We start from the raw sequence: 22,533 nt of genomic DNA, 5'->3' as shown, positions 1-22,533 counted from the left end.
GCAACATATCCCCTCTTGCCTTTCAGGCATCCTCTCCCAAGACTTCCAAGGCCCGGCGGGTTCGTCCCCCGGGTCTTTTTTTGTCTCCGGCGGATCCCTTCTCCCCGGCACCGAATCGCCGCCCGTTCATTGGCAAAGAGCAACCCGCTTCCTAGCTGAAGGGGGCACGATACCAATCGACGAGGAAGGGGACCCAGACATGGCCGATGCGGACGCCGGGCCGGCGGGAGACGAACGAACGATCCGGTTGCAGGTCGCAGCGGCGCGCCAGGAAGAAAGCGGTCAGGGCATCGCGCGCATGCCGCGCAGCGCCTTTCAGTCGCTGGGCATCACCGAAGGAGACGTGGTCGAGATCGCCGGCAAGCGCACGACCGCGGCGATTGCTGCGCCCGCGTATGACGAGGACCAGGCGCTCGAGGTGATCCGCCTCGACGGGCTCCAGCGCGGTAACGCCGAGGTCGGCAGCGGCGAACACGTCGTCATTCGCGTGGCCGAATCGCGCCCTGCGACCCGGGTCGTCTTCGCCCCCGCCCAACGCGAGATGCGCCTGCAGGGACCAACCCAGGCGCTGCAGCGCAATTTCTTTCGCAAGCCGCTGGTGGCGGGGGACATCGTCGCGACGACCGGGCAACAGCCGGTCAACAACATGCCGCCCGAAGTGCGCCGGATGTTCAACCAGCCCGCCTATGCCTTGACGCAGATCCGCCTGTCGGTCGTGTCGACCGCGCCGAAGGGCATCGTCCATATCGACGAGAATACCGAAGTCGAACTGCGCAGCGAATTCGAGGAACCGCGCGACGGCCGCGCCGTGGTCAACTACGACGACGTCGGCGGCATCGGCGACACGATCCAGCAGCTGCGCGAGATGGTCGAGCTGCCGCTGCGCTATCCCGAGCTGTTCACCCGCCTTGGCGTCGATCCGCCGAAGGGCGTGCTGCTGCACGGCCCGCCGGGGACCGGCAAGACCCGCCTTGCCCAGGCGGTCGCCAACGAGAGCGACGCGCATTTCATCACCATCAACGGGCCCGAGATCATGGGCTCGGGATACGGCGAGAGCGAGAAGCGCCTGCGCGAGGTTTTCGAGGAAGCCGCCAAGAGCGCGCCCGCGATCATCTTCATCGACGAGATCGATTCGATCGCGCCAAAACGAAGCCAGACTCCGGGCGAGGCTGAAAAACGCCTCGTCGCACAGCTATTGACCCTGATGGACGGGCTGGAAGCTCGTTCCAACATCGTCGTCATCGCGGCAACGAACCGGCCCGACGCGATCGACGAGGCGTTGCGCCGGCCCGGCCGGTTCGACCGCGAAATCGTGATCGGAGTGCCCGACGAAAAGGGGCGGCGCGAGATCCTGAGCATCCACACCCGCGGCATGCCGCTGGGGGACAAGGTCGACCTCGGCGAACTCGCCAGGACCACGCACGGTTTCGTCGGCGCCGACATCGCCGCCCTCGCGCGCGAGGCGGCGATCGAGGCGGTCCGGCGGATCATGCCAAAGCTCGACCTCGACGCGCGCGAGGTTCCCCCCGAAGTGCTCGAGGAGCTCTACGTCGGCCGAGAGGACTTCCTCGAGGCGCTGAAACGCGTCCAGCCCAGCGCGATGCGCGAGGTCATGGTCCAGGTGCCGGATGTCGGCTGGGCGGACATCGGCGGGATCACCGAGGCGATCGACAAGCTCAAGGAAGGGGTCGAACTTCCGCTCAAGAACCCGGACGCCTTTCGCCGCCTGGGCATCAGGCCCGCGAAGGGCTTTCTCCTCTATGGCCCTCCGGGGACCGGCAAGACCCTGCTCGCGAAGGCGGTGGCGAAGGAAGCCGAAGCGAACTTCATATCGATGAAGAGCTCGGATCTTCTGTCGAAATGGTACGGCGAAAGCGAGCAGCAGATCGCCCGCCTGTTTCAGCGAGCGAGGTCGGTCGCGCCGTGCGTGCTGTTCATCGACGAGATCGACAGTCTGGTACCCGCGCGCGGATCGGCGCAAGGAGAACCGCAGGTTACGGGCCGGGTCGTCAACACGATCCTCGCCGAGATGGACGGGCTCGAGGAACTCCAGTCGGTGGTCGTCATCGGGGCGACCAATCGTCCCACGCTTGTCGATCCCGCTTTGCTTCGGCCCGGGCGGTTCGACGAACTGGTTTACGTCGGGACCCCCGACAAGGCGGGACGCGAAATGATCCTCGGCATCCATACGCGCAACATGCCGCTTGGGCCCGACGTCGATCTCGGCAAGGTCGCAGCGGAAACCGAACGCTTCACCGGCGCCGATCTGGAGGACGTGGTGCGCCGCGCCGGCCTGAACGCCCTGCGCCGGGTCGGCAGCGAGGTTTCCGAGGTCTCGGCAAAGGATTTTTCCGAGGCGCTCGAAGACTCGCGCGCCACGGTCACGCCGAAGATGGAAGAGGAATACAAGAAGATGCGTGGCGAGCTGAAAAAGCGCGCGGCGGAAATCGGCACCAGCATCGGCTTCATCAGCGAAGGGATGCTCGAGCCCACGCGCGAGCACAAGCACGCCCCGGCCGTGGTCGACCGGAAGGAGAGCTAGGCGCGCGCGCCCTCGGCCGCCACGGCGGCGTGAAGCAGGGCCTGGGGCTGCTCGCGCCGGAGCCAGTCGAGCATGTGTTCGCGCACTGCGCAGCGCAAGTCGAACAGGCCGCCGATCGTTGCCGAGCTCATCGCGAGGCGCAACTCGACGGACCCTGCGCGGGCTTCGGTCATGACCAGCGCGGCTGTGCGTTCGTCCCATTCGGGTCGCGAAGCCACGAAGCGCAGGAACTCGGCGCGTATCGGCTCGACCTGCGCCTCGGGCGCAAGCTGAAGGTAGACGGGCCCGGTCAGCATCTCGTTCACGCGGGACCAGTTTTCGAAGCTGTTGTCGAGGAAGCGGCTGGTTGGCACGATCGCGGCGCGCTCGTCCCACATCCGCACGACGATGAAGCTCATCCGGATTTCCTCGACCCGGCCGGTGTGGCCGTCGATCGAAACGAGATCGCCAAGCCGAAGCGGCTCCGTCAACGCCATCTGCAACCCGGCGATCAGCGATTTCAGGGCCGGTTGCGCGGCCGCGCCGACCGCTAGGGCGGCGAGACCGGCCGAGGCGAGCAGCGTCGCACCGACCTGCTTCACGCCGGGGAGCTGGAACAGCATCAGTCCGACCGTCACGAACGCGATCGCGAAGGTTGCCGTGCGCGAAAGGATGGCCACCCGGGTCCGCCGGCTGCGCGCGGCGGCAAGGTCGGTCGAGGTTTCCGCCTTGTAATCGAGCGCCGCCGCGAACGCCTTGACCAGCGAAAAGGCGATCCAGCCGATCAGGGCAGGGACGACAAAGGGCCCGACAGCCAGCCAGCCGGCCGCGATCGTCGCGTCGACCTGGGCTGCCAGAGCGATCGCGATCGCGACCGCGGCCCACCGCGTCGGGCTGCGCAGCGTATCGAGGATCATTTCGTCGGTGCCCGTCTCGGTGCGGGCGGCGAGCCGGCGCAGGATCCCGAACACCGTGCGGTGAAGCACTGCCGCGAGCAGGATCGCGCCAATGCCGACGGCCGCAGCTTGTCCTGCGGCCGGCCAGTCGATCGAGTAGTCCGGAAGTTCGAATTCGCGAAACATGCGAGCGGCCCTAATGGGTCACGCGGGTCGCTGGCAACCCGGGCCGGGGGTCAGGCTACGGGGAGCTTGATCGTCACACGCACGCCGTCCCTGGTGAATGCGCGGTCGATCGAGCCGCGAAGCTGCTTGGCAGAACTGGTCATCAGCAGGCTGCCGAAGCCCTGCCGTTCGGGCTCGACGCCTTCGCCCGGGCAATTCTCGTGCCAGCGGATAACGATCTGGTCGCCTTCGCGCGTCCATTTCACCTCGAGGACCCCGCCGGACTGCCAGCACCCGTATTTCACGGCATTCGTGGTGAGCTCGTGGAGCACGAGGCCGAGCGGGGTGACTTGCTTGGCCGGCAATTCGACGAGGGGGCCGCCCAGGTCCACCTTGCGGGTCGATGTCAGGTAGGGCCGCACGGTGGTTTCGATCAGCGCCTGAAGCGATGCGACGGGTGTTTCGAGGGTTCCCTGCGTGACCTCGTGGGCGGTGAGCAACGCGTTGATCCGTTCGGCAATGCGGTTGACCACCGGCTTCGCCTCGGGCTCGTCCTTCGCGCTCATCCGAACGATCGCGAGGATCACCGCAAACAGGTTCTTGACCCGGTGGTTGAGTTCGCGTGCGAGGAGATCCGCCCGGTCACGGGCTTCCGCGAGCGCCGTTGCCTGCGCGGCTTCGGCCTCCGCCCGGGCGGTCCGGACGGACAGTCGAAGGCCGAGCCAGAGCGCGACGAAGATCAGCGCCAGCAGGCCGACCAGCAGAGGCATTACGCGCGCCTCGGCCCGTGCCGAGCTTTCGGACGCATCGAGCAGAAGCCCACGTTCGATGTCTTCCAGTTCCCGCACGGCGAGGCGCAGGCGTTCCATGGCCTCCTGGCCCTCGTCGGTGAGGACAAGCCGGCGCGCGCCGATCAGATCGCCGCTGTCGATGAGGCGCAGCGACTGGTCGATCTCTGCAAACTTCGCATCGCCGAGATTCTCGATCTCGTCGAGAAGGTCGCGCTGGCGGGGCGTAGCCGCATCGCCGAGCAGGGTGCGCAGGCGATCCATCGTCGGGCCATACTGCTCGCGACCCAGGTGGTATGAGGCAAGGTACCGGCGGTCGAGCGTGATCAGATAGCCCCGTTGGCCGGTCTCTGCGTTGACCGCCGACCGCCCGATGTTGCCGAGTTCGGTCAGTACGGCGCTCGTCCGCTGAACCTGCGCGCGCTGCGCGCGTTCCGCGTCGATCGTGTTGAAGATGAGGAACATCGCCAGCAGCAACGCGGCCGCGACCACGCCGAATGTCGCGAACGTGCTCCACTGTCGGCCCAACCGGGGCAGCGTGAAGGGCGCGGCGGGTTCGCCGGCCTGGGTTGACCTCTCCTCCATCGAATTGCCCGGTTAGGACCCGATCGGCGCGTCCACAAGGATTAGTGCGCCGCGCCCCAGCTGACCCCGTGGCCGATCTCGATCCCGAGTGGCACGTCGAGCGATATCGCGGGTAGCGCGGCGTCGGCCATCACGCGCTCGATCACCGGCGTTGCCCGGGCGACGTCGCCCTCGGGAAGTTCGAACACCAGTTCGTCGTGAACCTGCAGCAGCATCCGGACATGGCCGAGTCCCGCGGCCTCCAGTGCGGGCATCATCCGCGCCATCGCGCGCTTGATGATGTCCGCACTCGTTCCCTGGATCGGCGCGTTGATCGCAGCCCGCTCGCTTCCCTGGCGCTCGGCCTGATTGCCCGACCGGATGCGGGGGAACCAGGTCTTGCGGCCGAACAGTGTCTCCGAGTAACCGAGGTCGCGCACCCGTTCGAGCGTGCTGTGAATGTAGGCCTGAATGCCGGGGAAGCGCTGGAAATAGGTGTCGATGATGGCCTGCGCCTCGTCCGCGTCGATCCCGAGCCGCCCTCCCAGGCCCCAGCGGCTGATGCCGTAGAGAATGGCGAAGTTGACCGTCTTGGCGCGGGCGCGCGTATCCCGGTCGACCGTTCCGAACATCTCGTGCGCGGTCCGCGCATGGATATCCTCACCGTTGGCGAAGGCTTGTTTCAGCTGCGGCACGTCGGCCATGTGCGCGGCGAGGCGGAGCTCGATCTGCGAGTAATCGGCCGCGAGAAGGACGTTGCCCGGCTCGGCCACGAACGCCTCACGGATCTGCCGGCCGATCTCGGTGCGGATCGGAATGTTCTGCAGGTTGGGGTCGGTCGACGAGAGCCTGCCGGTCTGCGCGCCGACGAGGCTGTAGCTCGTGTGGACCCTGCCCGTTTCGGGGTTGATGGCCGCCTGCAACGCGTCGGTATATGTGCTTTTGAGCTTGGTGAGCTGGCGCCATTCGAGCACCTTGGTGGCGACCTCTGCCCCCTGTGCCGCGAGACCTTCCAGTATCGCCTGGTCGGTCGAATACTGCCCGCTCTTTCCCCTGCGGCCGCCCTTGTAGCCCATCCTGTCGAACAGCACGTCGCCGAGTTGCTTGGGGCTGCCGATGGTGAACTCGATCCCGCAGCAGTCCCATACCTCGCGCTCGATCCGTGCGGTCTCGCGGGCGAACTCCTCGCTAAGTTTCGCGAGTGCCGCGCGGTCGACCTTGATCCCGTGCCGCTCCATCCGGGCCACGACCGGGATCAGCGGCCGGTCGACGCGCTCGTATACCCGCGTGCCGGCTTCGTCAGCGAGCCGGGGCTTGAGCGCGCGGTAGAGGCGCCAGGTCACGTCCGCGTCCTCGGCTGCGTACTCGGTGGCCCGGTCGAGCGGAACCTCGCCGAACGGGATCGCCTTCTTGCCCGTCCCGCAGATGTCCTTGAACGTCAGCGTGGTGTGCCCGAGGTGCCGCTGCGACAGTTCGTCCATCCCGTGGCCGCCGCCGATTCCTCCCGCCCCGATCCCGTCCAGGCTGCGGCCGGCGTCGAGCGCGAAGCTGACGATCATCGTGTCGTCGATCGGCGCGACATCGATCCCCGCGCACCGCTTGAGGATGTTGAGATCATACTTGATATTGTGGCCAACCTTCAGGACCGCATCGCTCGTCAGCAGCGGGCGCAGCGCATCGTAGGCGGCCTGGCGGTCGACCTGCTCGGGCTTGCGCGCGAACATGTCGCTGCCTCCCCCGTCGGTGACGATATGGCCGAGGGGGATATAGCAGGCGTCGTTCGGACCCAGCGCGAGGCTGATCCCGGCAAGCTCGGCCCGCATCGCATCGAGGCTGCTGGTTTCCGTATCGATCGCGACAAGACGCGCGGTGAAGGCACGCTCGATCCAGTGCTGCAGTCGCTCGATGGTCGTCACGCACTCGTAGGCGGCGCGATCGATGGCCGGCAGGTCGGGGGGCGGCTGCCGGTTGCCGCCGGACGATGCTGCGGCGCCTGTGGTCTGCTGCTTCGCGGGGTTGAGCTGGGTCGGCCGGTCGGGGCTGCCGCGTCCGGCGTCGAGGCGCTTCAGCAGGCTGGTAAACCCGTGCTCGGCAAGGAACGCGGACAGCGGTTCGGCCGGCACGCCAGCTAGCTTCATGTCGTCGAGCGGGATGGGCAATTCGCAATCGCTCTTGAGTTCGACCAGCACCCGGCTGAGCTCCGCCATCTCGCGGCCCTCGACGAGGCGCTCCTGGAGTTTCGATTTCTTCATCTCGGGCGCCGCATCGAGCGCCGCGGCAAGGCTGCCGTATTCCTGGATGAGCTTCGAGGCGGTCTTCGGCCCCACGCCGAAGATGCCGGGAATGTTATCGACGCTGTCCCCCATCAGGGCGAGCACGTCGCCGACCAGTTCCGGCGGGACCCCGAACTTCTCGACCACTTCGTCCCGGCCAATGCGGGCGTTCTTCATCGTGTCGAGCATGTCGATGCAGCCGCCCCGTTCAACCCCCGGCTCGAGGTCGCCTTCGGCGCACTCGCCGATGAGCTGCATCAGGTCCTTGTCCGAGCTCACGATCGTCACGTCCCACCCCCGGCGGGTCGCCGCCTTGGCGTAGCTCGCGATGAGGTCGTCGGCCTCGAGGTCGTCCTCCTCGATGCACGGCAGGCTGAATGCGCGCGTCGCGTCGCGAATGAGCGGGAACTGCGGGACCAGGTCTTCCGGAGGCGGTGGACGATTGGCCTTGTACTGGTCGTAGAGCGCGTTGCGGAAGCTCGTCGAACCCTTGTCGAGAATGACCGCGAGATGGGTCGGTCCGTCGGCCTTGTCGAGGTCGTCGGCGAGCTTCCACAGCATCGTCGTGTATCCGTAGACCGCTCCGACCGGGGTCCCGGCGGGGTTGGTCAGCGGCGGCAGCCGGTGATAGGCGCGAAAGATGTAGGCCGATCCGTCGACCAGGTAGAGATGCTGCTTGTCTGCCATCGCGGTCCTGCTAGCAGCCGCCGGGCCCGGGGTCAGCCTCAATTCCCACGGGGCAAAAATGGCGGAAATCCGGCAATTCCGGGGCGAATTGCGGCGAAAATCGGGCCGAATCGCCACAATTCGCTTGCAGCGCCACAAAGCGGCCATTATTTGGGAGCGGCACGGCGGTTGCGCCGGGCTTTTACAAACGCTGTTCAAGGAACAACGACTATGCGTAAGATCATCCTCGCCGCCGCCGCTGGCGCCGCCGCCCTGACCCTCTCGGCTTGCTCGGAAAAGACCGAAGACGCCGCGGAAGTGACCGCCGATTCGGCGATGGCCGACACCGAAGCCAATGCCGACGCCATGGGCGAAGCTGTCGAAGGCGCTGCGGACACCACCGCCGCCGCCGCTGACGAAGCTGCCGCCGCTGCGGAAGCCGAAGTCGAAGGCGAGACGACCGCCGAAGCGCAGGCCGACTGATCCTTCGCTTCTAGCGAAAGACACGAGAGGGCGGTGCCGCGAGGCGCCGCCCTTTTCGTTTGCCCTGGCTGGGCGTCTGCGCCCACCGGCGTTAGGGTGCGCGGATGACCTCTGTCGTGTTCGTCCTGTTCCCCGGCGTGACGCAGCTTGACATGGCCGGGCCGGCGCAGGTGTTGTCGCGCATGCCCGGCGCGCGCCTCACAGTGGCTGCGGCGTCCGCCGAACCGGTCGCCACCGATTCGGGTTTCGCGCTCGTTCCCAATGCCACGTTCGACAGCGCCCCCGTTACCGACATACTCTGCGTGCCGGGCGGCCACGGCGTCGTCGACGCGCTCGGCGACGCGCGAACGATCAATTTCATCCGTTCCGCGGCTGCGCGCGCCCGCTGGGTGACCAGCGTATGCACGGGCGCGTTCCTCCTCGGCCGGGCAGGATTGCTGGAAGGCAGGCGGGCGACCACGCACTGGGCCTATACGCACCTGCTCCCGCTGGTCGGCGCGGCGCATGAACCCCGCCGGGTCGTCGAGGATGGCAACGTCGTGACCGCGGGTGGGGTGACCGCCGGAATCGATTTCGCCCTGACCCTCGTCGCTCGAGAAGCCGGCAAGGAGACGGCGAAGAGGATCCAGCTTGCGCTCGAATACGATCCCGATCCGCCGTTCGCCTGCGGGACGCCGGCGGCCGCCGGCAAGCGTCTGAGCGCCGCGCTAGGGTCGGCGGTGTACGATGCTGCGGCAGCGCGTATGTCTGCCGCGTTGCAGGAATCCGGGTCGATCCGTCAGTAGGTCGCGTTGGCGTAGGCGCGGGCCGGTGTCGCCTGGTAGCCGTCATACAGGGCCCGGGCGATGCTGGCGATCTTCGCATCGCGCGCCGGCTTCGATCCCTGGCCGGTGACGTAAACTGCAACCGCGATCGCGCGTCCGTCGGGCGTGTGGATGATGCCGATATCGCTCGCGGTGTTGTTGAGCGTGCCGGTCTTGTGGGCAACCTGCGCGCCCTCGGGCAGCATGCCTTTAAGCCGTTTTGCGCCGGTACGGGTGCGCTCCATTGCACCCAGGATCACCTTGCGGCTCGATTCCTTGAGGAATTTGCCCTGGTAAAGGCCTGCGAGCATGCGGACCATCGTCTGCGGAGTAGCGCTGTCGCGAATATCGATGCGCTTCGCGGGATCGATCTCGCCGTCATCGCGCACCAGCGTGGCGATGTCGCGCGTCAGATTGAATTCGGGCATCCCGTTGCGGCTCGCCCAGGCGTTGACCGCGCGCGGGCCACCGACGACAGCGAGAAGCGCGTCGGTCGCCGGATTGTTCGAGCGGGTGATCATCATCTCGATCAGATCGATCGCCTGGTAACGCTGGCCGGGCACGACCGGTGCCTTCTCCGTGGAAAACCGGGCCGATGCGACCGGCACCAGCAAGGGAAATTCGCTCGTCAGGCTCCACCGGCCCTGTTCGACGCCTTCCATGAAGGTGGCGGCAATCGCGATCTTGCTGGTCGACGCCATCGGAAATCGCTGGTCGCCGAGGACCGAGACCGCGCGTCCGCTCGCCAGGTCGACCGCGTAGACGCCGATCCGCCCGGCGGAGCCGTCGGCTATCCGCGCCACGGTGGCCTCGAGCGACCAGTCCGGCTGCGTGTCGAACTTGTGCGGCGCGCGCACGTCGGTGCCGAGCATCGAATCGAAGAGCTCGGTGAATTCGGCGTTGTCGGCCGCCTGCGCCGAGGTGGCGCTCGCCAGACCGAGTGCGATTGCGGCCCCCAGCCGCCCTATCCGTCCTAGTGCCATGACCCCATTTTCATCCCATCATGCTTATCAGGGACTTAACGGCATCGCGGAAATCCGATCAATGCCGCCACGATGAAGAGTGGCTCAGCAGCGACATGGAGCGCAAGCCCTATCTTGTTCCGGTTCTGCGGAGAGACAAAACGGCGCCGCACCTTTTCGGAATTATGGCATCTTGGCCTACCGGGCCGGCGTCACAGTTGCCGGACCGCGCCGCCCCTAGCTGCCTACTCATTCAGCTATATGCTTGATGCAGTTTAGTCTCCGGGCACGGTTCCGGGAAGGAGCGGCACGAACCGCACGTCGATGAGATGCCGTTCGGTCCATTCGTCAGGGCCCGTACGGGTGACGCACAGCAAACGCTGCACATCCTCGGCCCCGACGGGCATCACCAGTCGGCCCCCTATCGTGAGCTGGCGTTTCAGCGCGCCCGGCACGCTCTCAGAGCGGGCGGCGACAAGAATGGCATCGAAGGGAGCATGCCCGGACAGCCCGGCCATCGCGTCTCCCTCGATCACCTCGCAGTTGGCGTAGCCGAGCGCGGCGATCCGCCTCCGGGCCTCGCGCGCCAATATCCCGTGCCGCTCTACCGCAAGAACCCGGGCCGCCATGCGCGAGAGCACCGCGGCTGCGTAGCCCGAACCGGCTCCGACCTCGAGCACCCGGTCGCACGGACCGATCGCGGCTGCTTCGATCATTACGGCGACGATATAGGGCTGACTGACTGTTTGTCCTTCGCCAATGGGGAGCGGACCATCGCGGTAGGCGGATCCGCGCATGTCCTCGGGCACGAAGTTCTCGCGCGGGACGGTCCGCAACGCGGCAAGCAAGCGCTGGTCGGTCACGCCGCGACGCACGATCTGGTGCTCGACCATACGCGCTCGCGCGGTTTCGCTGCTCGCCATGGTCTGCTTCAGGCTGCCTCGATGACCTCGAGAATTTCGGGACCGGGCATTCCGGTCACCTGCTTGTCGAGTTCGGCGACCAGCACGCCCCTGGTTTCGGTGTGGTAATGGCGGCGCATCTCGCCCAGCGTATCCGGATCGGCGACGATCACGAGGTCCTCGATCCGGTGCTGCAGGACCGCGCGGTTGAGCCAACCTGCGACCGAGGCCGCGTGATCAAGCTTTTCGTGGGTGTTGTAGTCGTCGCTCCTGGGATCGTGGTGACCGAAGCCGCCGCTCTCAGGCTCGCCTTCGAGCGACGGCTCTTCCACGAGTTCCAGCCTTGCATCCTCTGGCGTGCCGGCGTTGCGCATCAGCAGGAAGCGCTCGCCATCGGCGATCGCCACGTGGGCCTTGGCGGGTAATTGCATCGTCTTTCTCCTCTCCTCCCCCAACGAACAGCCTGCCCCAGGGTGCCGGAAAGTCTGGCCCGGGGCGGGTTAGGCGAGCGCCTTTTGCGGCAGGGCGGTCTCCTGCGGCGGGCGCGTCAGGTCGGTGCCGGCAACCTCGTCGGTGTGGACATCGAACCGTGTCAGCCGGGCCTCGCCGAAGGCGGTCGTGATGGCCGTGTCGGTCGCGTCGCGGCCCCGAGCCATCACGATCCGCCCGATCCGCGGCGTGTTGTGCCGCGCATCGAACGTGTGCCAGCGCCCGCCGAGGTAAGCCTCGAACCATGCGGAGAAGTCCATCGGGGCGTCGATGGGATCGATCCCGATGTCGCCGAGGTACCCGGTGCAATAGCGGGCCGGAATGTTGACCGCGCGGCAGAACGTGATCGCGAGGTGGGCGAAATCCCGGCAGACACCGCAGCGCTCGTCGTAGACCGACCGTGCGGTCTTCTCCGTGCTGGCTTTCGTGTAATCGAACGCGATCCGCTCGTGCGCGGCAGATACCAGCGCTTGCACCCGGTCCCATCCGGCCTTGTAATCGCGGGCGATCTCCCATGCCTCGTCCGCCAGCTGGCTGACCTCGCAATAGCGCGAGCTCATCAGGAACGGCAGAGTCTCGTCCGGCAGCTCGTCGATCGGGTGCTGGACCGCATCGGGCATGACGGGATCGGGCTTTCCGCTGTCCTCGATAACGAAATCGGCGCTCAAGGCGATCCCTCCCGCGGGGACGACGAGCCGGGTCGCCACGTTGCCGAAATCGTCGATGAACTGGCGGCACGGAACTGGCGGATCGGTCCGGAGAACTTCGGGCGTGCGCAAGTCCGGCTGTCGCTCGGGGCGCACGTTGAGCAATGCGACCATCGGTACGGGGACATCGGTCTCGAAGGTGATGTCGTAGCCGGTTCGGATGAGCATCAGGCGGGTTCCTTGTGGGGGAATTCGGGATGGCGGGTTTCGACGTCGACCTGCTTGATCCGCACGTCGACGTTCATGTCGATCTGGCTGCCCTTGACTCCGCGCCAAGTGCCCGAGAGCGGAATGGCCTGGTCGGGGTCGCGCGCCACCGCCACGCGGATCAGCCCGCGGTTACCGACGATTCCGTTGGTCGGGTCGAATTCCACCCAGCCCGATCCCGGCAGGAAGACGCGCACCCAGGCGTGCGTCGAATGGCCGCCCACCCGGGCGTTCTCGTTGTCGGGCTGATACAGGTATCCCGACACGAACCTTGCCGCGAAGCCGAGCGATCGCACGGCCTCCATCATCAGCAAGGCGTAGTCTCGGCAGGTCCCCGATCCCAGCGAGAGCGTGGTCAGTGGCGGCTGGATGCCCTTCGTCTCGCGCGGCTGGTACTCGAAGTCGCTCCGGATCGCCTCGGTCATCTGCGTGAGAAGTGCCAGCGTATCGGCGGGGCGCCCGGTCTCGACGAAACTCATCGCCCAGTCGTCGATTACCCGGTCGCGATCCGGGTAGTCGCGCTCGATCGAGCGGAGCAGGTCGGGCATGTCCTCGGCTGAATAGGTGAACGGATAGCAGGCGGCATAGGGTTCGATCTGGATATCCGCCGGGTGGGTCGGCAGATGCTCGACCTCGGCCGAGCCGCGAATCTCGAGCGCGTCGGCGCGGCGATCGAAGGTGGCGATCGCGACCGCATTGCCGAACACGTCCTGCAGCCACCGCAGCGAAACGGGTTCGGGATCGATGTCGAGTGACGCCGACAGCACTCGCTGGTCATAACTCTCGCGTGGGCGCACGAGTATCCGGTGCTCCCCGAAGGCGACGTCGCGGCGGTAGCGGTACCGGGTCACATGGTTGATCGAGACGGTGGGCATCGTGACGATGGAGTGCGGGTTGGCCTGGCTGCGATATTCGTGCGAAGGACACGGGCCTGATGGCCGCGCCTGTCCTTCTCAACCATCGAGACCCGAATCCGGTCCGCACCATCCCGCCGATGGCGGCAGACAGCCCGTTCGTGCTGGTCGGCGACCACGCCGGCAGCGCGGTTCCCCAGGCGCTCGGCGACCTGGGGCTGGGTAAGGCCGACCGTTCGCGCCATATCGCCGTCGATATCGGCACGCGGGCGCTTGGCGATGCGCTCGCGGCCAGACAGGGTGTGCCGTTCGTTTCGCAGGTCTATTCGCGGCTGGTGATCGACTGTAACCGCGATCCGGCGCACCCGGACTCGATCGTCACGAGGAGCGATGGGACGCGTGTTTCCGTCAATGCCGATTTGCCGCCCCTGGAGCGGGAAGCGCGACGGATCGAGATATTCGACCCCTACCACGCGGCGATCGGTGCCCGGCTGGATCGTCTGCCGGGTGCCGCTCTGGTATCCCTGCACAGCTTCACCCCGGTGATGAACAGCAAGGTGCGCCCGTGGGACATCGGCATCCTGCACGATGGCCACCACGACGCTCTCGCGCTGCGACTGCTTGCAACGCTGCAGGGACGGGGCGATCTGGTCGTGGGCGACAACGAGCCCTACCGCATGGACGCAACAGACTACACCGTCCCGCACCATGCCTACCCCCGGGGCCTGCGGTATGCAGAAATCGAGGTCCGGCAGGACAGGCTGTCGGACGCGCGCGGCATTGATGCGATGGCCGATGTCCTCGCCGCCGCGCTTGGCGAGGCGTTCGGCGGGTAAACCCGGTCCCGCGGACAAACGAAACGGGCCGGGGGATCGCTCCCCCGGCCCACTCGTGTCCGGCTGGACGGCGTATGCGCTTAGAAGCCCATGCCGCCCATGCCGCCCATGTCGGGCATGCCGCCGCCGGCAGCCGGCTTGTCTTCCGGCTTCTCGCTGATCGCCGCTTCGGTGGTGATCAGGAGGCCGGCGACCGACGCCGCATTCTGGAGCGCGGTGCGGACGACCTTGGTCGGGTCGATCACGCCGGCCTGCACCAGGTTCTCGTAGGTGTCGGTCTGGGCGTTGAAGCCCATCGTCTCGTCGTTGCCGTCCATCAGCTTGCCCGAAACGACCGCGCCGTCGTGGCCGGCGTTCGAGGCGATCTGGCGGACCAGCGAGGTAAGCGACTTGCGGACGATGTCGATGCCGCGGGTCTGGTCCTCGTTGGCGCCGGTCAGGCCTTCGAGGGCCTTCTGCGAGTACAGCAGCGCGGTGCCGCCGCCCGGGACGATGCCTTCCTCTACCGCGGCGCGGGTTGCGTGGAGCGCGTCGTCGACGCGGTCCTTGCGCTCCTTCACCTCGACTTCGGAAGCGCCGCCGACCTTGATCACGGCCACGCCGCCGGCGAGCTTGGCAAGGCGCTCCTGGAGCTTCTCGCGGTCGTAGTCGCTGGTGGTCGCGTCGATCTGGGTACGGATTTCACCGACGCGCGCCTTGATGTCGTCAGCCGAGCCGGCGCCATCGACGATCGTGGTGTTGTCCTTGTCGATCGACACCCGCTTGGCTTCGCCGAGCATTCCGAGGGTGACGTTCTCGAGCTTGATGCCGAGGTCCTCCGAAATCATCTCGCCCTTGGTCAGGATCGCGATGTCCTGCAGCATCGCCTTGCGACGATCGCCGAAGCCGGGCGCCTTGACGGCCGCGACCTTGAGGCCGCCGCGCAGCTTGTTGACGACGAGAGTGGCAAGCGCCTCGCCCTCGATGTCCTCGGCGATGATCAGCAGCGGACGTCCCGACTGCACGACCGCCTCGAGGATCGGAAGCATCGACTGGAGCGACGACAGCTTCTTCTCGTGGATCAGGATATAGGGGTTATCCAGCTCGACGGTCATCTTGTCGGGGTTGGTGATGAAGTAGGGGCTGAGGTAGCCGCGGTCGAACTGCATGCCCTCGACGACGTCGAGCTCGAACTCGAGACCCTTCGCCTCTTCGACGGTGATCACGCCTTCCTTGCCGACCTTTTCCATCGCCTCGGCGATCTTCTCGCCGACTTCGCGGTCGCCGTTGGCCGAGATGATGCCGACCTGGGCGATTTCCTGCGAGCCGGACACTTCCTTCGAGCGGCCCTTGATGTTCTCGACGACCTTCTCGACCGCGAGGTCGATGCCGCGCTTGAGGTCCATCGGGTTCATGCCGGCCGCAACCGACTTCATGCCCTCGGTCACGATGGCCTGGGCGAGCACGGTGGCGGTGGTGGTGCCGTCACCCGCGTTGTCGTTGGTCTTCGAGGCCACTTCGCGCAGCATCTGCGCGCCCATGTTCTCGAACTTGTCCTTGAGCTCGATTTCCTTGGCGACGGTGACGCCGTCCTTGGTGATGCGGGGAGCGCCGAAGCTCTTGTCGATCACGACGTTGCGGCCCTTGGGACCGAGGGTGACCTTCACCGCGTTGGCGAGGGTGTCGACGCCGGCGAGAATGCGTTCGCGCGCGTCGCGGCCGAACTTTACGTCCTTGGCAGCCATGTTGGATTCTCCTGGAATTCGTCTGGTTTGTGGAAAGCGTCAGGACCCGGCGATCAGCCGATGATCCCCATGATGTCGCTTTCCTTCATGATGAGAAGGTCTTCGCCGTCGATCTTGACCTCGGTACCCGACCACTTGCCGAACAGCACGCGATCGCCCACCTTGACGTCGAGCGCGATGCGGTCGCCGTCATCGTCACGGGCGCCGTCGCCGATGGCGACGATCTCGCCCTCGCTCGGCTTTTCCTGGGCGCTGTCGGGGATGATGATGCCGCCGGCGGTCTTGCTGTCAGCCTCGATGCGGCGGACGAGAACGCGGTCGTGCAACGGACGGAATGCCATGATGCTAGCCTCTCTCGATTGAGTGAACTCTTGGCACTCTCGGGAGGAGAGTGCCAGCGCCGGCGCATTTAGTGCGCGCGCAGGCAAGGTCAACCGGTTGCAGGCAAGAATTTCGCCGGTCATCCGGCCGCGGGCAGCAGCCCGAAACGTTCGCGCATCAGCCACCGGCCGAGCAGTCCGGCCGAAACCGTCACCAGCGCAACGAGCAGCCCGATCCACACGCCCAACCCGCCGAGCGGGGTGTAGAAACCGAGCCAGAGCATGGTCGCGAGGCCGGGCACCCAGAAGCCCGTCAGCGCGATCCACATCGGAGCGCGGGTATCCTGCAACCCGCGCAAGGACCCCGCAGCGACCGCTTGGAACCCGTCGAACAGCTGGAAGGCCGCCGCGACCCGAAGGTAAAGCACCGCGTGCCCGACCGTCGCGGCATAATATGGCGCGCGCGGATCGATGTAGAGCGACAGCAGGGCAAGCGGGACCAGCAGCATCGCCGTGGCCGTGGTCAGCATGAAACCGGTGCCGACGACGATCGCCGACCAGCCCGCCCGGGCGATGCCGTCGCGGTCGCCTGCGCCATAGTGGAAGCCGACCCTGATGGTGGCGGCTTGCGATATGCCGAACGGCACCTGGAACGCGAACGCGGCCAGCTGCAATGCAAGGGTGTGCGCGGCAAGCTGATCGGCGCCGATCCGTCCCATCATGAATGCGGCGCTGTTGAACAGTCCGCCCTCGGCGATGATGGTCAGCGTCACCGGGGTGCCCAGCACGACGAGCCGCCGCAGGTAAGCCCAGTCGGGACTCCACCACCGGCCGAAGATGTGAAACGCCCTCAGGCGGCGGTCGGACTGGATCAGCGCGGCATAGGCGAGCACGCCGAGCCACGCCGTCACGCTGCTCGCGATCGCGGATCCGATCATGCCGAGCGCGGGAAATCCGAAATGGCCGAACACCAGCGCATAGTTCGCAAGCGCCGCAACGCCCACCTGCAGCGCGACCACCATCGTCGCGATGACCGGACGGTCTAGGGCCGAAACGAAACTCCTGAGGACATTGCCCACCAGCATGGGGATCGCGGCCCAGCCGAGTACCGCCAGAAATTCGCCCGCGCGCGCGGAGATCGTGGGGTCCTGGCCGGTCAACAACATGAACGATTCGCCGCCATACATCGCCAGCGCGAGCAGCAGTCCGCTACCCACGGCGAGCCACAGCGCCATGCGCGTTGCCCGCCGGACCTCGCGCAGCACGCCGGTGCCGCGGCCAAGCGCGGCGGCGATAAGCGCAGACACGATGCCAGTGAGTCCGCTCAGTGCCCACATCAGCGTGCCGAACAGCGCGAACGAGAGGCTTGCCGCGGCTAGAGGGATCGTGCCAAGCCGCGCGATGAACATCACGTCGATCGCCCACACCATCATCTGCAGCAGGTTCGCCGCAGCCAGCGGCCAGGCGAGCGCGAGCGTCGCGAGAATTTCGCGCTTCCACGCCGCCCGGGCGTCGGGAATGACTGCGTCCGGCATAAAGCCGGCCCGGATAGGCCGGCGCCCATGCCCGCGAAAGCGCCGCCTGAACGGGCCGCGCATTTTCGCTTCAGCTTGCGGCAAGCGTGTCACAGCCTAAAGCGCGGGCCATGATCCGCTTCCTTCTGGCCGCCTCCGGAGCGGCATTCGCCCTCGCCGCCACGCCCGCAACCGCCGGCGAGTTGTATGGCGGGGTATACAAGCACGCCGTCGACACCCCGTTCACGCTCGATTCGGGCGAGCGGGGAGCCGACCTGCAGCTGGGCTACAGGTTCGACCCGGTCCTGCCGGTCGCGCAGGTCGAACCGTACGTCTTCGGTTCGATCAATACCGCCGATGGAGGGACCGATCTCGTGGGTGTTGGCCTCAGCCGCAAGTTCGGCCTCGGCGGTTTCTACGTGCGGCCCGGGGTAGGGCTCGTCCTGCACAACGCACCCGAAAGGCGCGTAAGCACGGCGAGCGGGCTGCGGACCGACCTTGGCAGCCGCGTGCTGTTCGAACCCGAGATTGCCGTGGGCATCGCGATTGCTCCGCGGGCCAGCATCGAGGCGAGCTGGGTGCACATTTCCAACGCGCGCCTGTTCGACAGCCAGCAGAACCCCGGCATCGACATGATCGGGCTGCGCGCGAATCTGAAGCTTTGACGCCAAACCGTCTGCGCCTACAGCGGCGTTGATGGAGCACGAGGCCGCTACCCACTTCCTGCGCGACGGCGTGGTCATGCTCGGCTTCGCGCTGGGCTTTGTGCTGCTCTTCCGCCGGCTCGGCCTCGGCGCGACGCTGGGTTACCTCGTCGCCGGCGCGGTCATCGGCCCACAGGTCTTCGCGCTCACGGGCGAGGCCGAGGGCAAGATCGCCATCGCCGAACTCGGCATCGTCCTCCTCCTGTTCGTCGTGGGGCTTGAACTGGCCCCGCAGCGGCTGTGGCGGATGAAGAAGGAAATACTGGGACTGGGTTTCGCGCAGGTCATGCTGTGCGGACTGGCGCTCACCGGCGCGATCGGCCTGTTCACCGGCTTCAGCTGGCCCGCCGCGATTGCGCTCGGCCTGCCGCTCGCGCTGTCGTCGACCGCGCAGGTCCTGCCGATGCTGCAATCGGCGGGCCGCCTCAGGACACCGTTCGGGGAACGCGCGTTCTCGATCCTGCTGTTCCAGGACCTGTCGATCATCCCGATGATCACGGTCGTTGCCGCGCTTTCGCGCAACCCCGCGGACGAGGGTGGACCACCCGGCTGGCAGCTCGCCGCGATCACCGTGGCCGCTATCGTCGGACTGCTGCTCGCCGGCCGCTTCCTGATCCGGCCGCTGTTCCGGATGATCGGCCGCTTCGGCGAGCGCGAGATGTTCATCGTCGCCGCCCTGTTCACCGTGATGGCCAGCGCCGCGACGATGGAACTGCTCGGCCTGTCGACCGCGCTCGGCGCGTTCATTGCGGGCGTGATGCTGGCCGACACCCCTTATCGTCACGAGCTCGAGACCGACGTCGAGCCCTTCCGCTCGATCCTGCTCGGCCTGTTCTTCCTGGCCGTGGGCATGATGCTCGACCTTCAGGCAATTGCCGAAAGGCCGGTGTTCGTGCTCGTCGCGGCGGTTGGCCTGATAGCGATCAAGGCCGCGGTCATCGGCGGGATCGGAATGCTGATGGGCATGGGCTGGCGCGGCGCGCTCGCGCTTGGCACGCTCCTCAGCCAGGGGGGCGAATTCGGCTTCGTCATGTTCGCCCAGGCCCAGCAGGGGATGCTGATCGAACCGGAAGCCGCCAGCCTGTTCGGCGCGGTGGTCACGATCTCGATGGCCACAACGCCCCTCCTGATGATGATAACGGCGCCGCTGCGCCGCGCGCCCGACGCGAAGGAAGGGCGCGAGGGGCCGCGAAAGGACGGGGCTGCGGTGCTCGTCGTCGGCTATGGCCGGTTCGGCCAGACGGTGGCCCAGCTGATGATCGCCAGCGACATCGCGGTGACCCTGATCGATACCGACACCGACATGATCGACGTCGCGGAGGAATTCGGCAGCAAGGTCTATTTCGGCGACGGCACGCGGATCGACCTGCTGCGCCAGGCAGGAGCCGACGAGGCCGCGGCGATCTGCTTCTGCATGGACGGCAAGCAGGTGAACGCCGAGCTGCTGACGGCCGTGCGAGAGGCGTTCCCCGACGCGAAGATCTTCGTCCGCGCGTTCGACCGGCGAACGCTGATCGACCTGCGCGACGCACCGCACGACTACGCGATCCGCGAGGTCATGGAATCGGCAGTCGCGATGGGCCGGGCGGCGCTGGAGACGCTGGGCGACTCGCAGCAGGACATCGACGAGGCGGAAGACACCTACCGGAAGGCCGATCGCGAGCGGCTCGACGTGCAGCGCGAGGCCGGCGATTACCGGGCCGCCCGCGACATGATCATCCGCCAGGGCGTGCGGCCCGGTCAGGCCGGTTCGTGATGGTAACCGGCGGTCAGTTCGAAACGCGTGATGACTTCACGATCTTCCCGGCGGTGTCCGTTACCACCTCGTAGAGTGCGCCGTCGGAACCGCGAAGCCGGCGCACGGTCTGCCCCGCCGAGTTCAGGGTCGAGGATACGACCGAAAGCCCGCTGTTCGCGACGTCGAGCACCTTTCCGGTGCCCAGGATACCCCGGGTCAGGTCTCCCACCGTGGAAACCGTGTTGTTCACCACGCCGCCAGTGACATTGACTGCATTGTCGAGCGTGCCGGTCAGCTGCTCGATGATCTGAGGGTTGTTGTCGAGCGTCTGCAGCGTCCGTTCGATGATCGCCCGCACGTTGTCGAGCCGGACGATCAGCGCAGCCTGCGCCTTCACTCCCTTGATCGACAGGTCGACCTGGTCGATCGAGGCGTCGGCCCCGGCAGTCAGCTTCAGCAGGTTGGCTAGCTGGGCGTTGAGCGCGACGTGCGCTTGCAGGTTGTCGACCTTGAGCGTGATCTCGTCGACAGACAGGTTCGGAATGTCGAGGACGACGTCGGGCTGCTGGTCGGCGGGGACCTGGCTCAGATAGCTGACCGCGGGGCTGTTGGCGCTCGCCGGTGCGTTGCGGTTCTGCGCCAGGGCTGGAGTTGCCGCAACTACGGCGCAGGCGGCGGCAAGGCGGATGGCGGTTTTCATTCGGAGTCCCCTGTTTTGCCATGGATGGCGGCGATCGGTTCCGGCGCGGAAAGCCGGGCGATCGCGGTTAATTCAATGCGCAGGTCGCGATAGCGCGCCGCGCCCGCAGGTGCCGAACGCGCGATGCGGACCGGCGGCGCGTCGCCGGGCCGGGCGTGCACGGAAAGGGTAGCCTGGCCGGCCGACCGGAGGTCGACCGACCGGGCGCTTGCGGTGGCGCGGATTTCTATGTCGGGCGGCGACGGGGACGCTTCGGCCGTGCTCGCCGCACCTGCCTGCGCCAGAATTACGAGAAGCGGCCCCATGTGCGGCGAAACGGGCGCCCCTTGAGCGGGTTCCCGGACTGGCCGTGGGGCATGCGAAAAGGGCGGCCCGCTTGCGCAGGCCGCCCTTCGTGTGTCTCTCGAAGAGACGAGGTTCGGAAGCGCGAAGGCTTACTTGAGCTCGACGGTGCCGCCGGCTTCCTCGATCTTCTTCTTGATGTCTTCGGCTTCCGCCTTGTTGACGCCTTCCTTGATCGCCTTCGGCGCGCTCTCGACGAGGGCCTTGGCTTCGGTCAGGCCGAGGCCGGTGATGGCGCGGACTTCCTTGATCACCTGGATCTTCTTGCCGCCGTCACCGGTCAGGATGACGTCGAACTCGGTCTGCTCTTCGGCAGCGGCGCCACCGGCGTCACCACCGGCGGCCGGCGCGGCGACGGCCACGGCGGCAGCGGCGCTCACGCCCCACTCTTCTTCGAGCGCCTTGGCAAGCTCGGCGGCTTCCAGGACGGTCAGCTTCGACAGTTCTTCAACAAGCTTGGCGATATCAGCCATGATGTTTCACTCCAAATTCGGGCCGGGACACGTGTCCCGAGAAAAGTTGCTTCAGGGAAAAACCGCTTACGCAGCGTCCTTGGCGGCATAGGCGCCAAAGACACGGGCAAGCTTGCTGGCGGGCGCGTTGACGAGCTGGACGACCTTGGTCGCCGGCGCGTTGACGAGGCCGATCAGCTTGGCACGCAGCTCGTCGAGGCTGGGCATCGAGGCGAGCGCCTTGACCCCTGCTTCGTCGAGCACCTGGCTACCCATCGATCCGCCGACGATTTCGAGCTTGTCGTTCGTCTTGGCGAATTCCACCGCGGCCTTGGCCGCCGCCACCGGGTCGGTCGACCAGGCGAGCCCCGTCGGGCCGGTGAGGAAGTCCTCGAGGCCAGAATAGGGGGTGTCGTTGAGTGCCAGCTTGGCCAGACGGTTCTTCGCCACCTTGTAGGTCGCACCGGCGTCGCGCATCTTCGTGCGCAGGTCGGTGGACTGGGCCACCGACATGCCGAGGTTGCGGGTGACAACCACCACGCCCACCTCGTTGAAGACCTCGCTCAGCTCGGCGACCGCGTCGGCTTTCTGCGAACGATCCATGCCTTGCTCCTTCTAATGACCCCGCGCGGACGCGGAGCCGGCTCACGTTGCCACGGACGCCGGGGCGCCGTGGGCGGGTCCACCGATGGGGAAGGAGCGGTGCGAACACCATGACGGCGGGCACGCAAGGTGGCCGCCGGAAAATCTCGTTTCCCCGTCTAGGCTGGAAATTAAGAGGGAAACCCTCGCCAGCTGTCTCGGACGGACGACCGGACGGCACGCAGCCACCGGTCGGAGCGGGCCTCTAGAGGAAGCGGCCGCGAAGTCAACCGGCGAGTTTCCGACGCCCGTCGAGCGAACCCGAGCGACCGCGTTTGACT

At 66.8% G+C, this 22,533-nt stretch carries 21 protein-coding genes; 6 read left to right on the top strand and 15 right to left on the bottom strand.

The features are described from left to right. Positions 1–199: 199 nt before the first annotated feature. Positions 200–2,542 (top strand): CDC48 family AAA ATPase, encoded by a 2,343-nt coding sequence (locus tag ACPV3N_RS07275; protein WP_440116159.1) that lies wholly within the window; start codon positions 200–202, stop codon positions 2,540–2,542. Here the strand turns inward: ACPV3N_RS07275 and ACPV3N_RS07270 are convergent. Genes ACPV3N_RS07270 through polA form a run of 3 tightly spaced genes read right to left on the bottom strand, consistent with a single transcriptional unit; the run spans position 2,539 to position 7,894 of the window. Further along, positions 2,539–3,603 carry a mechanosensitive ion channel family protein gene (locus tag ACPV3N_RS07270; protein WP_440116157.1) on the bottom strand — a complete coding sequence of 355 codons (1,065 nt, stop codon included), beginning with the start codon at positions 3,601–3,603 and terminating at the stop codon, positions 2,539–2,541. The two genes, ACPV3N_RS07275 and ACPV3N_RS07270, sit on opposite strands and share 4 nt — an antisense overlap. A gap of 50 nt (positions 3,604–3,653) precedes the next feature. Then, a complete protein-coding gene (locus ACPV3N_RS07265; protein WP_440116155.1) occupies positions 3,654–4,955 on the bottom strand; it encodes a sensor histidine kinase in 1,302 nt (433 codons plus the stop codon). 41 nt (positions 4,956–4,996) lie between these two features. Beyond that, positions 4,997–7,894 (bottom strand): DNA polymerase I, encoded by a 2,898-nt coding sequence (polA, locus tag ACPV3N_RS07260; protein ID WP_440116153.1) that lies wholly within the window; start codon positions 7,892–7,894, stop codon positions 4,997–4,999. A 210-nt stretch (positions 7,895–8,104) separates the two neighbouring features. Between polA and ACPV3N_RS07255 the strand changes: the two genes are divergently transcribed. Beyond that, positions 8,105–8,356 carry a hypothetical protein gene (locus tag ACPV3N_RS07255; protein ID WP_440116151.1) on the top strand — a complete coding sequence of 84 codons (252 nt, stop codon included), beginning with the start codon at positions 8,105–8,107 and terminating at the stop codon, positions 8,354–8,356. A gap of 104 nt (positions 8,357–8,460) precedes the next feature. Beyond that, the gene (locus ACPV3N_RS07250) at positions 8,461–9,141 is read left to right on the top strand and encodes a DJ-1/PfpI family protein (RefSeq protein WP_440116149.1); all 681 of its coding nucleotides are present in this window, start codon (positions 8,461–8,463) and stop codon (positions 9,139–9,141) included. On the opposite strand, the gene ACPV3N_RS07245 is transcribed toward ACPV3N_RS07250, so the two are convergent. The 5 genes from ACPV3N_RS07245 to ACPV3N_RS07225 all read right to left on the bottom strand — a co-directional run bounded on the left by ACPV3N_RS07245 (position 9,135) and on the right by ACPV3N_RS07225 (position 13,301). Beyond that, the gene (locus tag ACPV3N_RS07245; protein ID WP_440116147.1) at positions 9,135–10,142 is read right to left on the bottom strand and encodes a serine hydrolase; all 1,008 of its coding nucleotides are present in this window, start codon (positions 10,140–10,142) and stop codon (positions 9,135–9,137) included. The genes ACPV3N_RS07250 and ACPV3N_RS07245 overlap by 7 nt on opposite strands. Positions 10,143–10,396: 254 nt before the next feature. Continuing rightward, on the bottom strand, positions 10,397–11,044 hold the full coding sequence (locus tag ACPV3N_RS07240) for a protein-L-isoaspartate(D-aspartate) O-methyltransferase (protein WP_440116145.1): 648 nt from the start codon (positions 11,042–11,044) through the stop codon (positions 10,397–10,399). An 8-nt stretch (positions 11,045–11,052) separates the two neighbouring features. Continuing rightward, positions 11,053–11,454, bottom strand: coding sequence for a baeRF12 domain-containing protein (locus ACPV3N_RS07235; RefSeq protein ID WP_440116143.1), 402 nt, complete (start codon positions 11,452–11,454; stop codon positions 11,053–11,055). A gap of 69 nt (positions 11,455–11,523) precedes the next feature. Next, positions 11,524–12,387 carry a transglutaminase-like domain-containing protein gene (locus tag ACPV3N_RS07230; RefSeq protein WP_440116141.1) on the bottom strand — a complete coding sequence of 288 codons (864 nt, stop codon included), beginning with the start codon at positions 12,385–12,387 and terminating at the stop codon, positions 11,524–11,526. Further along, a complete protein-coding gene (locus ACPV3N_RS07225) occupies positions 12,387–13,301 on the bottom strand; it encodes a transglutaminase family protein (protein ID WP_440116139.1) in 915 nt (304 codons plus the stop codon). Before ACPV3N_RS07225 ends, ACPV3N_RS07230 begins: the two co-directional genes overlap by 1 nt. 59 nt (positions 13,302–13,360) lie before the next feature. On the opposite strand from ACPV3N_RS07225, the gene ACPV3N_RS07220 reads away from it, so the two are divergent. Further along, on the top strand, positions 13,361–14,116 hold the full coding sequence (locus tag ACPV3N_RS07220; RefSeq protein WP_440116137.1) for an N-formylglutamate amidohydrolase: 756 nt from the start codon (positions 13,361–13,363) through the stop codon (positions 14,114–14,116). Between the two features lie 80 nt (positions 14,117–14,196). On the opposite strand, the gene groL is transcribed toward ACPV3N_RS07220, so the two are convergent. The 3 genes from groL to ACPV3N_RS07205 form a co-directional block, all read right to left on the bottom strand. Next, positions 14,197–15,840, bottom strand: a complete 1,644-nt coding sequence (groL, locus tag ACPV3N_RS07215; protein WP_440116135.1) for a chaperonin GroEL — start codon at positions 15,838–15,840, stop codon at positions 14,197–14,199. Positions 15,841–15,893: 53 nt separating this feature from the next. After that, positions 15,894–16,181: a co-chaperone GroES gene (gene groES, locus ACPV3N_RS07210; RefSeq protein WP_440116133.1), complete on the bottom strand. Its 288-nt coding sequence runs from the start codon at positions 16,179–16,181 to the stop codon at positions 15,894–15,896. A 119-nt stretch (positions 16,182–16,300) separates the two neighbouring features. Further along, positions 16,301–17,695 carry an MATE family efflux transporter gene (locus ACPV3N_RS07205; RefSeq protein ID WP_440116131.1) on the bottom strand — a complete coding sequence of 465 codons (1,395 nt, stop codon included), beginning with the start codon at positions 17,693–17,695 and terminating at the stop codon, positions 16,301–16,303. Positions 17,696–17,805: 110 nt separating this feature from the next. On the opposite strand from ACPV3N_RS07205, the gene ACPV3N_RS07200 reads away from it, so the two are divergent. Both ACPV3N_RS07200 and ACPV3N_RS07195 read left to right on the top strand, forming a co-directional pair. Next, the gene (locus ACPV3N_RS07200) at positions 17,806–18,339 is read left to right on the top strand and encodes an acyloxyacyl hydrolase (RefSeq protein ID WP_440116129.1); all 534 of its coding nucleotides are present in this window, start codon (positions 17,806–17,808) and stop codon (positions 18,337–18,339) included. Between the two features lie 31 nt (positions 18,340–18,370). Continuing rightward, complete coding sequence (locus ACPV3N_RS07195; protein ID WP_440116127.1) at positions 18,371–20,134, top strand: cation:proton antiporter domain-containing protein; 1,764 nt, start codon at positions 18,371–18,373, stop codon at positions 20,132–20,134. 13 nt (positions 20,135–20,147) lie between these two features. On the opposite strand, the gene ACPV3N_RS07190 is transcribed toward ACPV3N_RS07195, so the two are convergent. The 4 genes from ACPV3N_RS07190 to rplJ all read right to left on the bottom strand — a co-directional run bounded on the left by ACPV3N_RS07190 (position 20,148) and on the right by rplJ (position 22,213). Beyond that, complete coding sequence (locus tag ACPV3N_RS07190; protein WP_440116125.1) at positions 20,148–20,816, bottom strand: hypothetical protein; 669 nt, start codon at positions 20,814–20,816, stop codon at positions 20,148–20,150. Beyond that, a complete protein-coding gene (locus tag ACPV3N_RS07185; RefSeq protein ID WP_440116123.1) occupies positions 20,813–21,121 on the bottom strand; it encodes a hypothetical protein in 309 nt (102 codons plus the stop codon). The genes ACPV3N_RS07190 and ACPV3N_RS07185 overlap by 4 nt, the downstream gene beginning before the upstream one ends. Before the next feature lie 129 nt (positions 21,122–21,250). Continuing rightward, the gene (gene rplL, locus ACPV3N_RS07180) at positions 21,251–21,631 is read right to left on the bottom strand and encodes a 50S ribosomal protein L7/L12 (RefSeq protein WP_440116121.1); all 381 of its coding nucleotides are present in this window, start codon (positions 21,629–21,631) and stop codon (positions 21,251–21,253) included. Between the two features lie 66 nt (positions 21,632–21,697). After that, the gene (rplJ, locus tag ACPV3N_RS07175) at positions 21,698–22,213 is read right to left on the bottom strand and encodes a 50S ribosomal protein L10 (RefSeq protein ID WP_440116119.1); all 516 of its coding nucleotides are present in this window, start codon (positions 22,211–22,213) and stop codon (positions 21,698–21,700) included. Positions 22,214–22,533 lie beyond the last annotated feature (320 nt).

It is taken from the genome of Tsuneonella sediminis (genome assembly GCF_051912845.1).
Classification (GTDB): Bacteria; Pseudomonadota; Alphaproteobacteria; order Sphingomonadales; family Sphingomonadaceae; genus Tsuneonella; species Tsuneonella sediminis.
The sequence above is the reverse complement of the archived record's forward strand: the minus strand, read 5'-3'. Positions and strand labels throughout refer to the sequence as shown.